The organism is Intestinibacter sp., from assembly GCF_022780145.1.
GTDB lineage: Bacteria > Bacillota > Clostridia > Peptostreptococcales > Peptostreptococcaceae > Intestinibacter.
Window position 1 is genome coordinate 1 of record NZ_JALEXO010000165.1, and the last position, 10,988, is coordinate 10,988.

9 protein-coding genes are annotated in these 10,988 nt (G+C 30.9%); all 9 read left to right on the top strand.

Going from position 1 to position 10,988, the window contains the following annotated elements:
* A partial coding sequence (locus MR593_RS06465) for a DUF4080 domain-containing protein (RefSeq protein WP_290691034.1) occupies positions 1 to 999 on the top strand: 999 nt, incomplete at its 5' end.
* A 22-nt stretch (positions 1,000 to 1,021) separates the two neighbouring features.
* Positions 1,022 to 2,164: a tetratricopeptide repeat protein gene (locus MR593_RS06470; RefSeq protein ID WP_290691036.1), complete on the top strand. Its 1,143-nt coding sequence runs from the start codon at positions 1,022 to 1,024 to the stop codon at positions 2,162 to 2,164.
* 190 nt (positions 2,165 to 2,354) lie between these two features.
* A complete protein-coding gene (locus tag MR593_RS06475; protein ID WP_290691038.1) occupies positions 2,355 to 2,849 on the top strand; it encodes an NAD(+) diphosphatase in 495 nt (164 codons plus the stop codon).
* Positions 2,850 to 3,682: 833 nt separating this feature from the next.
* Positions 3,683 to 5,641: an anaerobic carbon-monoxide dehydrogenase catalytic subunit gene (gene cooS, locus MR593_RS06480; RefSeq protein WP_290691040.1), complete on the top strand. Its 1,959-nt coding sequence runs from the start codon at positions 3,683 to 3,685 to the stop codon at positions 5,639 to 5,641.
* Between the two features lie 155 nt (positions 5,642 to 5,796).
* The gene (locus tag MR593_RS06485; RefSeq protein ID WP_290691043.1) at positions 5,797 to 6,591 is read left to right on the top strand and encodes an ATP-binding protein; all 795 of its coding nucleotides are present in this window, start codon (positions 5,797 to 5,799) and stop codon (positions 6,589 to 6,591) included.
* Between the two features lie 92 nt (positions 6,592 to 6,683).
* The gene (locus MR593_RS06490) at positions 6,684 to 8,360 is read left to right on the top strand and encodes a formate--tetrahydrofolate ligase (protein WP_290691044.1); all 1,677 of its coding nucleotides are present in this window, start codon (positions 6,684 to 6,686) and stop codon (positions 8,358 to 8,360) included.
* Between the two features lie 151 nt (positions 8,361 to 8,511).
* On the top strand, positions 8,512 to 9,147 hold the full coding sequence (locus tag MR593_RS06495) for a cyclodeaminase/cyclohydrolase family protein (protein ID WP_290691046.1): 636 nt from the start codon (positions 8,512 to 8,514) through the stop codon (positions 9,145 to 9,147).
* A gap of 278 nt (positions 9,148 to 9,425) precedes the next feature.
* Positions 9,426 to 10,283, top strand: coding sequence for a bifunctional 5,10-methylenetetrahydrofolate dehydrogenase/5,10-methenyltetrahydrofolate cyclohydrolase (locus MR593_RS06500; RefSeq protein ID WP_290691048.1), 858 nt, complete (start codon positions 9,426 to 9,428; stop codon positions 10,281 to 10,283).
* Positions 10,284 to 10,321: 38 nt separating this feature from the next.
* A partial coding sequence (locus MR593_RS06505) for a methylenetetrahydrofolate reductase C-terminal domain-containing protein (RefSeq protein WP_290691051.1) occupies positions 10,322 to 10,988 on the top strand: 667 nt, incomplete at its 3' end.

Consider the following 10,988-nt stretch of genomic DNA (forward strand, 5'->3'; position numbering starts at 1 on the left):
GTCACAGCGCATTTACTAGATGACGATATGCTGGAGTTTTTAAGGGACTGCAAGGAAGGATTATTCCAATTTGAGATAGGCGTTCAAACTACAAACCAAGAAGCGCTAGATGCAGTTGGTAGAAGAGATGATTTTGAAAGACTATCTCATGTTGTAAAAACTATAGAATCCTACCAAAATATCCACCAGCATCTAGATTTAATAGCTGGACTACCTTATGAAGGATACGATAGCTTTGAAAAATCATTTAACGATGTATTTGCTTTACAAATAGAGCAATTACAATTGGGATTTTTGAAGATGATAAAGGGTACAGGTATGAGAGCGAGAGCAGAAGAATTTGAGTATGAGTACAAGAATTACGCTCCATATGAAGTGCTTTGCAATAAATTTATAAGCTACGATGAAATACTAAAATTAAAGGATATAGAAGATATATTAGAGAGATACTACAACTCTAATAACTTCTCATTATCTGTAAAATATATAACTGAAAATTACTACAGTGAAAGCGCGTTTAAGTTTTTCGAGGACCTTGCTAATTATTTCAATGAAATGGGTTATTTCCACCTTGCTCAAGGGAAAAACCAATTGTACAGTATATTAGCAGATTTTTATAAAGAAAAAATCGGCGAAAACTACGATTTATTCATGGAAATATTAAAATACGACTATGTTTCTCTAGGAAAAATATCAAGTGTTCCAAATATATTCAACAAGATAGAAGTTAAAGATATGAAAGCTAGAGTACATGAGTTTTTACACGACAGAGAAAATCTAGAAAAATATCTACCTAAGCATGTAGATACACCTGCAAAATATATATTGAAATATATTCATTTTGAATGCTTCAAATACGATATATTAAAATTAAAGGAAGATATTCACGCAAAACTAGACGAGCAAGAAACTGTGATTTTATTCGTGTATGATGATATAAAGGTATTTGAAAAATCTAGAACTCACAAGGTCGAGCTTAAAGAGCTTGAAAAAAAGTAAAATATAAATAAGGAGAAAAAACATGAAATTTAGAATAGATAAATATTTACTACCTAAAGCAGATGAATTGGCGTTTATAACAATTAAAGAAGATGCAGAATTTCATATAGAAGGCTACAAGGTACCAAAGAACGGATTGAATGTACCTATAAAAAACGAAGTACTAGTAAAAGGCATAAAGGAAAACACTGCACAAGAGGGATTAAACTCTATGTCTATAGCAGATGCGATGATATATATAATAGGTATAGATCCAGAATTTAAATACAACGATGAATATAAAAAATTTCTAAAAGCTTTAGAAGAAAATGTAAAATTCGATGCAAGGTCATATATGGGATATATGTCTAGAAAATACTTCGAAATAGGAGAAGTAACAGATGCACTTATATATGTAAAAGCTCTTATTACACTATATCCAGACGACGTTCAAGGATTGTACAACTACGCTATAGTATGTCAAGAGCTAGCTACTCAATACCAAAAAGATTACGATGCAAAGGCAATGAACGATATGCTATTAGAGGCAGGGGAAAAGCTTGAAAAAGTAACTAACCTAGATCCATCTTTTGCGCTTGCATATTATCATTTAGGATATCACTATTACAACCAAAGTCAATACATAAAAGCAAAACTAATATGGGAAGAAGCATTAAAATTAGGTTTGGATGAAGATATTGCAGCAGAGGTACAAGATAATCTAGGTAAAATGTACTCTAAAGTAGAATATGAAGAAGGATATACTTTAGTATTTGAAGGAAAATTTGAACAGGGATTAGAAAAATTACTTCCATTAGAAGAAAAATACAGTGATTGGTGGAACTTACTATTTATAATAGGATTAGCATATAAAAATATGGACGAAATAGATAAGGCTAAAGAATACTTCGAAAAAATTCTTAGAATGAAACCACAACAAGTAGATACAATAGTTGAATTAGCTCTATGTGAGGCCGCACAACTAAACATGAATAGAGCGATAGAATTACTAGAAGCAGCAGCTAAATTAAAGGAAGACCCAGAAATACTTTGTAATTTAGGAATGGCGTACTTAAATGTTGGCAATTTCGACGATGCTAATTATTACATCGAAAGAGCATATGAGTTAAATCCAGAAGACGAGGTTACTATAGCCTGTAAGAAGGAATTAGCTAAATATGTATAGAAATTTACAAGTTAAAATTAATATATTTTTAGTATAAAATAAAAAACTGTTGTATAAGCTTAATTGCTTACTTTACAACAGTTTTTATTTTTTAAAAAATTTAGTTATCAAGCATTTAATTTTGTATTATTATAAGGAAGGAAATAATGTTTAAATCAATATTTTTAAAATTTTTAAAGGAAGTGTATATATGAATAATTGCTATGAATGTGGAGAAAAATTAGTGCTTAAAATAGATAATGAAGGTAATAAAGTACAATACTGTGAGAATTGTAAGGCATTTAGATATCCAATATTTAATACAGCCATAATTACAGCAGTTGTAAATAAATCTAAAAATAAAGTTCTTTTAATAAAACAATATGGAAAAAACGACTATATATTAGTAGCAGGATATGTAAATAAAGGAGAGTCAGCAGAGCAGACAATAGTCAGAGAAGTTAAAGAAGAGTTAAGATTGGACGTAATAGATTACGAATATATGAGAAGTGAGTATTTTGAAAAATCAAACACACTCATGATGAATTTTATATCTGTGGTTGAAGATGATGATTTATCAAATATATCTGATGAAGTCGATAAAGCAACTTGGTTTTCATTTGAAGAGGCTAGACAAAATATAAAAAAAGGAAGTTTGGCAGAAAAATTTTTAATAAAAATATTAGAAAAATTAGAAGCTAGATAAAATTAAATATGCTTATATATGAAATAAATTTATTGAATACAGTATTTTATATAGATACAAAACATATGATTAAAAAACATTGTTAAAAAAAATATAAATAAAAATTTGTAAAAAAATAAAAATATATAAATTAAAACGTAAATAATAATAAATTATACGAAAAAACAGTTCCATTATAAATTAAAATAAATTTGTGAAATTGATAAAAAAGGCTATGACTTATAATAAAGGTTTCTATGAAAGTCTTTTATATTTAATAGATATATAAATTTAATAATATTCGTATAAAAGTAAAAAAATAAAGAAAATTTAATTCTAGAAATAAAAAAATTGTTAAAAAAAAAGCAAAAAAACAAAATTGGATTATATTCATATAATTAAAATTATATTCTATACAATTGGAAAAAAATGAGATATAATTAAATTGTATGTTAAATTGTGTGAAGGCATTTTCTGAATTGAATGAAAAGGATTTACAACTGATAAAATGAAAAAAGTAGTAATGAATTTTAGTATAAAATTTTACTAATTTAATAATTAATGCTAAAACACAATAACAAATAATATTGTAAAATTTAATTAAAGAAAAAAATCAAATAACAAAAATTATTTAATGTCAGAATAACGTAATTTTTGTTAAAAAATTATTAAAAACTTTACCAAAAATAGTATTTTTGGTATATAATTTAGTTAAGAATATATTCTTGAGAAGTATATGTTTTATCGTTTAGAAATATATATTGATTAAGAATGTATTTATATAAATAATAAAGACATTTTCTTATAACAGCATTTTAGGGGAAAATTTAATTTTTAAAAAGGGGAATATGAATATGGAAAATAAAATGTTAGAACAAATGCAAGCCATGACTATAGACCTTAACAGTAAGGCTCTATTAGAAAAAGCTGAAAAAGATGGCGTTGAAACAATGTACAAAAGAAAATTAGGATATAAAGTACAATGTGGATTCGGTCTTTCAGGTGTTTGCTGTAGAAACTGCGGTATGGGACCTTGTAGAATAAGTGCTAAAACTCCAAGAGGACTTTGTGGTGCTGACGAACATACAATAGTTGGTAGAAACTACGCTAGAATGTGTGCTGGTGGATCTGCTGCCCATTCAGACCATGCTAGAGATATAACTCATACATTAGGATTAACTACTCCAGGAGGAGCTTATCAAGTTAAAGAACCAGAATTATTAAAAGAATTCGCTGTATTTATGGGAATAGATCCAGAAGGTAAAGATATATATGACTTAGCTCATGAAGTATCTCATGAATGCTTAATGGAATTTGGTAAACCACATGGTGTATCTAGATTATTAGCAAGAGCTCCTAAACAAAGACAAGAAGTATGGAAAGCTTATGGTATAGAACCAAGAGCAATAGATAGAGAAATCGCTACAGTAATGCATTCAACTCATATAGGATGTTGTGCTGATATAGATGCTTTAATACATATGGCATTTAGATGTTCTATGGCAGATGGTTGGGCTGGATCAATGATAGGTACAATGTTATCTGACATATTATTCGGAGCTCCAAAACCAGTTCACACAGAAGCAAATACTAACGTATTAGCTGGAAATAATGTTAACATAGTTCTTCACGGACATGAGCCAACATTATCAGAAATGATAGTTTTAGCTGCTGAATTACCAGAAATGCAAGAATTAGCTAAAGAAGTTGGAGCAGACGGAATCACTTTATCAGGTGTTTGCTGTACTGGTAACGAATTAACTATGAGACATGGTATAAAAATAGCTGGTGACTTCCATCAACAAGAATTAGTATTAATCACTGGTGCTGTAGAAGCTATGATAGTTGACGTTCAATGTATCTTCCCTGCATTAGCAGAAGTTGCTACTCATTATCATACTAAATTCATAACTACTTCACCAAAAGCTAGAATAACTGGTTCTACTTACATGGAATTCCATGAAGAAACTGCATTAGAAGATGCTAAAACAATAGTTAGAGAAGCTATATTAAACTTCAAAAACAGAGATCCAGAAAAAGTTATGGTTCCAGAATTAAAATCAGAAGCTATGGTTGGTTATGCTGAATCTGCAATAGTTGGACAATTAAATAATGTTGTTAACACTCAAATAGATGAAATGAACACATTAAAACCATTAATAGATGTTCTTGCATCTGGTGTAATAAGAGGGGTAGTAGGAGTTGTTGGATGTAACAATGCTAGAACTCCATCTAACTACAACCACTTAACTATAATGAAAGAATTAATCAAAAATGACTTCTTAGTTGTTACTACAGGATGTGGTGCTTCTGCAGCTGCTAAGAATGGATTAATGTTAAAAGAAAACGCTGATAAATACTGTGGTAAAGGTTTAGCTACAGTTTGTAAATTAGTTGATATACCACCAGTAATCCATCTAGGATCTTGTGTTGATAACTCTCGTATATTAAACGTTTGTTCATTAGTTGCTAAAGCATTAGACATGGATATATGTGATTTACCAGTTGCTGGTTGTGCTCCAGAATGGATGTCAGAAAAAGCTATAGCTATAGGTACTTATGTAGTTGCTTCTGGTATAGAAACATTCTTAGGTGTTATGCCTCCAGTTACAGGTTCTTCAAGAGCTGTTGAAATATTATGCGGAAGCATAAAAGATAAAGTAGGAGCTTGCTTCCATGTAAATGAAGATGCAGTAGGATGCGCTCAAGATATAATGGATTGTATAGAAGCTAAGAGACCTCACTTCGAAGAATTATATCAAGAAAAAGTTCTTAACAAGAGAGTTGCTGGAGAATTAGATTGCTTATACTAAGATTTAGTTATGGTAAACAATTTATAAAAAATTAAATTTATAGAATAGAGAAGGGTAGTCTATTATGAAAATAATAGGCTACCTATTAATACACGTTAGACAGACATAAATACATAGTTTCAAAACTATATGACAGAAAAGGTGGTAATAAAGAAATGAAAGTAGCAATAACAGGAAAAGGTGGAGTAGGCAAAACAACTTTTGCCTCAATGTTATCAAGAATGTTTGCTGATGAAGGTTATAGAGTTGTTGCTGTAGATGCCGATCCAGATGCAAACTTAGCCTTAGCGCTAGGTTTTCCAAAAGAAATATATGATTCAATAGTACCAATTTCTGAAATGAAAAAGTTAGTTTCTGATAGAACAGCAACAAGTGAAGGTACATTTAATAAAATGTTTAAACTTAATCCAAAGGTTGATGATATACCAGAAAAATATTGTAAAACATATAATGGTGTAGGCTTATTAACTTTAGGAACTGTTGACACAGGTGGTTCAGGATGCGTGTGTCCAGAACACGTACTATTGAAAAGATTATGTTCTCATTTAATATTACAAAGTAAAGATGTTGTTGTTATGGACATGGAAGCTGGTATTGAGCATTTAGGTAGAGGTACTGCACAAGGTGTAGACGCTTTTATAGTGGTTGTTGAACCAGGAGAAAGAAGCCTTCAAACTTATAGAAAAGTTAAAAAACTAGGAAGAGATATCGGCGTGAAAAGGGTTTTCGTTGTTGGAAATAAAATGAGAGACGACGAAGACATTAAATTTATAAAGGATAATCTAGAAGATGGAGAAGCTTTAGGATTTATTCATTACAATCAAACTGTAATAGATTCAGATAGATCTAATAAATCTCCATATGATGTTAGCGAAGATACTAGAAATGAAATCAAAGCTATAAAAGATAGATTATTAGAAATTGAAGCAGAAAATAAAAAGAATAAATAATTTTTATTTTTATTTAATTTAAAAAAAGTATTTAATTAACATTATTATATTAATGTTGTTAAAATATACAAAATTGTGGGAGGATGTTTGTTATGGGATTCAAATCAGATATTGAAATAGCTCAAGAAGCTAAACCTCAAGATATTAGAGAAATAGCTAAAAAATTAGGATTAACAGAAGATGACTTAGAATTATATGGTAAATATAAAGCTAAAGTTGACTACAATCTACTTAAAAAAGATAATGGTGGAAAGAAAGCTAAATTAATATTAACTACAGCTATCAACCCAACTCCAGCAGGGGAAGGAAAAACTACTACTACTATAGGTGTAGCTGACGCTTTACAAAAATTAGATAAAAACGTATTAGTTGCATTAAGAGAACCTTCTCTAGGACCAGTATTTGGTGTTAAAGGTGGAGCAGCAGGTGGAGGATATGCACAAGTTGTTCCAATGGAAGATATCAACTTACACTTCACAGGTGACTTCCATGCTATAGGAGCTGCAAACAACCTATTAGCTGCAATGGTAGACAACCACATACATCAAGGAAATGCTCTTAGAATAGATCCTAAGAAAATAACTTGGAGAAGATGTGTAGACATGAACGATAGACAATTAAGAAATATCGTTGATGGTCTTGGTAAAAAAGGTGACGGTGCTGTAAGACAAGATGGATTTGATATAACAGTTGCTTCTGAAATAATGGCAGCATTCTGCTTAGCTAGTGATATAGCTGACTTAAAAGAAAGATTAGGAAGAATCATAGTTGGATATAGCTACGAAGGAGAACCAGTAACAGCTAAACAATTAAATGCTAATGGTGCAATGGCTGCATTATTAAAAGACGCTTTAAAACCAAACCTAGTACAAACTCTAGAAGGAACACCAGCATTCGTACATGGTGGACCATTCGCTAACATAGCACATGGTTGTAACTCAGTTATAGCAACAAGAATGGCTATGCACTTTGCAGACTATGTAGTAACTGAAGCAGGATTCGGTGCTGACCTAGGTGCTGAAAAATTCTTAGACATTAAATGTAGAATGGCTAACTTAAAACCAGATGCAGTTATAATAGTTGCAACAGTAAGAGCATTAAAATACAATGGTGGAGTACCAAAAGCTGACTTAAATAACGAAAACTTAGAAGCATTAGAAAAAGGTATACCAAACCTATTAAAACACGTAGAAAACATAACTCAAGTATACAAATTACCAGCAGTAGTTGCTATAAACGAATTCCCAACAGATACAGAAGCTGAAGTAGAATTAGTTAGAAAGAAATGCCAAGAATTAGGTGTTAACGTTGCTTTATCTCAAGTATGGGCTAAAGGTGGCGAAGGTGGTATAGAATTAGCTAAAGAAGTTATAAGATTATGTGAAGAACCAAATGACTTCCAATTCTGCTACCCAGATGACTATACATTAAAAGAAAAAATAAATGCAATAGCAACTAAGATATATGGAGCTGACGGTGTAGACTATACTCCAGAAGCAGAAAAAGAATTAGCTAACTTAGAAAAACTTGGATTCGGAAACGTACCAGTTTGTATGGCTAAGACTCAATATTCATTAACTGATGATCAAACTAAATTAGGTAGACCAACAGGATTTAGAATAACAGTTAGACAAGTAACAATATCTGCAGGTGCAGGATTCGTAGTTGCATTAACTGGTGAAATAATGAAGATGCCAGGACTTCCAAAAGTTCCAGCAGCTGAAAAGATCGACGTTGATGAAAACGGAGTAATATCTGGATTATTCTAGGGATTATTAAATCGATAAATTTAATATAAATGTGTAAAAGCTAATAGCTTTGTACATAAAAATGGCAAAATAAATAATTAAAGGGGATAGTGTGCTTATGCACACTATCTTCAATAAAAAAATGAGATAAATATAAAAAGGAGATATACCTATGGAAAAAATAGCTGAAAAAAGTTGTATAGGTTTTGTAGATGTATTAGGCTCTAAAGCACCAGTTCCAGGTGGTGGTGGAGCAGCTGCATTAGTTGGAGCTATCGGTATGGCTTTAGGTAGCATGGTTTGCTATTTAACATCAGGAAAGAAAAAATATGCACAATACGAAGATGATATACAAGCTATATTGAAAAAAGCAAAAGGCTTACAAGATCAATTATTAGAAATGATTGATAAAGATGCTGAAGGATTTTTCCCGCTTTCTCAAGCATACGGTTTACCAGCTGGTACAGATGAAGAAAAAGCTGCTAAAGATGTAGAATTAGAAAGATGCTTAAAATTAGCATGTGAAGTTCCTTTTAAAATAGTTGAGCTTTGCCATGAAAGTATAAAATTACATGAAGAATTAGTAGATAAAGGATCTAAACTTGCTATAAGTGATGTAGGTTGTGGAGTACAAGCTTTAAGAGCTGCTATAATATCTGCTCAACTTAATGTAATAATAAATGTAGAATTAATGAAAGACAAAGAATATGCTAAAGCTTTAGATGAAAAATGTGATGCTTTAGTTAAAGACGGTGTAGCAATTTGTGATGCAGTATATGACAAAGTAATAGCTGCAATGAGAAAGTAATTTTAAATATATTATCTGATATAAAGTCAAATAACTTAAAATAAAATATAATTTAAAATTTAAGATAGAAGATTTTAAATTTTAAAACAAAAAAATTAAATAAAAATAAAAAATTATTTATAACTGCAAAATAGTATATTATTTTTAATAATTTTTTAACAAATACCTATAATTATATACAATAATCTCTAAAAATGTGTATAATTATAATATATGGAAATATATAACTAGCAAATAACTAGTAAAATAAATTTTTATGAATTAGGGGGCGTTTTAAAATGGGAGAAATAATTAAAGGTAAACCAGTTGGAGATGCGCTAAGCGAACAATTAAAAGTAGAATGTGAAGCTTTAGTTAAAGAAGGGATTCAACCAAAATTAGCTATATTAAGAGTTGGAGCAAAACCTAATGACCTTTCTTATGAAAAAGGTGCTTTAAAAAGATGTGATGCTATAGGTATCGCTACTCAAGTTACTGAACTACCAGAAGGAACAACTCAAGATGAATATATAGCAGCATTAGAAAAATTAAATAATGATGCTTCTGTAAATGGTATATTAACATTTAGACCATTACCAGAAGGAATAGATGAAGAAGTTATTAAACACGTTATAGCAGCAGAAAAAGATATAGACTGCTTCAGTCCTTTAAATGTTGCTAAACTTATGGAAGGTGACAAAACTGGATTCCCTCCATGTACACCAACTGCAGTTGTAGAAATATTAAAACATTATAATGTGCCTCTAAAAGGAGCAAACGTAGTAGTTTTAGGTAGATCTATGGTTGTTGGTAAACCAGCTGCAATGTTATTATTAGGTGAAAATGCTACAGTTACTATATGCCATTCAAAAACTAAAGACTTAAAAGAAGTTTGTGCAGCTGCTGACGTTTTAGTAGCAGGTGTTGGTAGAGCTAGAATGGTTGACGCTGACTATGTAAAAGAAGGTGCAGTAGTTATAGATGTTGGTATAAATGCTAAACCAGAAGGTGGCGGAATCTGTGGTGACGTTGATACAGATGCAGTATTAGATAAAGTATCTATGGTAACTCCAGTTCCTGCAGGTGTTGGTTCTGTTACTTCTTCTATACTAGCTAAACACGTTATAAAAGCTTGTAAACAACAAAATAATAAATAGTATATATAGATAAAATATAAATTGGGGGTAAAAATAGTATGGTAGTTTCTGAAAAAAAACCAATTGAAGAATTATTAGGTTACTTAAAAGGCGCTAAAAAAGTAGTTTTAGTAGGTTGTGGTGACTGTGCTACTGCATGTAAAACTGGTGGAGAACCTGAAATAGCAGAAATGAAAGAAACTCTAGCAGCTAATGGTATCGAAGTTACAGGATCTGTAATAATACCAACAGCATGTAACTTACTTTTAGGTAAAAAAGAATTAAAAGCAGTTAAAGATGCTCTTAAAGAAGCTGATGCTGTAGTATCTATGGCATGTGGTGATGGTACTCAAACAATAATGAAAAACGTTAAAAAACAAAATATACCTGTTTATCCAGCAAATGATACTCTATTCATAGGTGAAGTTGAAAGAGTTGGAAAATTCGAAGAAGCTTGTAAAGCTTGTGGAGAATGTGAACTTGGATGGACTGGTGGTATATGCCCAGTAACTATGTGTGCTAAAGGTTTAGTAAACGGTGCTTGTGGTGGAGCTAAAAACGGTAAATGTGAAGTTAGCCCTGACAACGATTGCGCATGGGTATTAATCTATGAAAGACTTAAAGCTTTAGGTCAATTAGATAACATGAAAGAAGTTAAAGCACCAAAAGATTATTCTAAACAACTTAATCCAAGAAGACACGAAGTTGGAAAAAAAGCTGAAGCTG

Coding starts and splice junctions, on each gene's coding strand:
- MR593_RS06470 (WP_290691036.1), top strand. CDS start 1,022: ATGAAATTTAGAATAGATAAATATTTACTACCTAAAGCAGATGAATTG.
- MR593_RS06500 (WP_290691048.1), top strand. CDS start 9,426: ATGGGAGAAATAATTAAAGGTAAACCAGTTGGAGATGCGCTAAGCGAA.
- MR593_RS06485 (WP_290691043.1), top strand. CDS start 5,797: ATGAAAGTAGCAATAACAGGAAAAGGTGGAGTAGGCAAAACAACTTTT.
- MR593_RS06490 (WP_290691044.1), top strand. CDS start 6,684: ATGGGATTCAAATCAGATATTGAAATAGCTCAAGAAGCTAAACCTCAA.
- MR593_RS06495 (WP_290691046.1), top strand. CDS start 8,512: ATGGAAAAAATAGCTGAAAAAAGTTGTATAGGTTTTGTAGATGTATTA.
- cooS (WP_290691040.1), top strand. CDS start 3,683: ATGGAAAATAAAATGTTAGAACAAATGCAAGCCATGACTATAGACCTT.
- MR593_RS06475 (WP_290691038.1), top strand. CDS start 2,355: ATGAATAATTGCTATGAATGTGGAGAAAAATTAGTGCTTAAAATAGAT.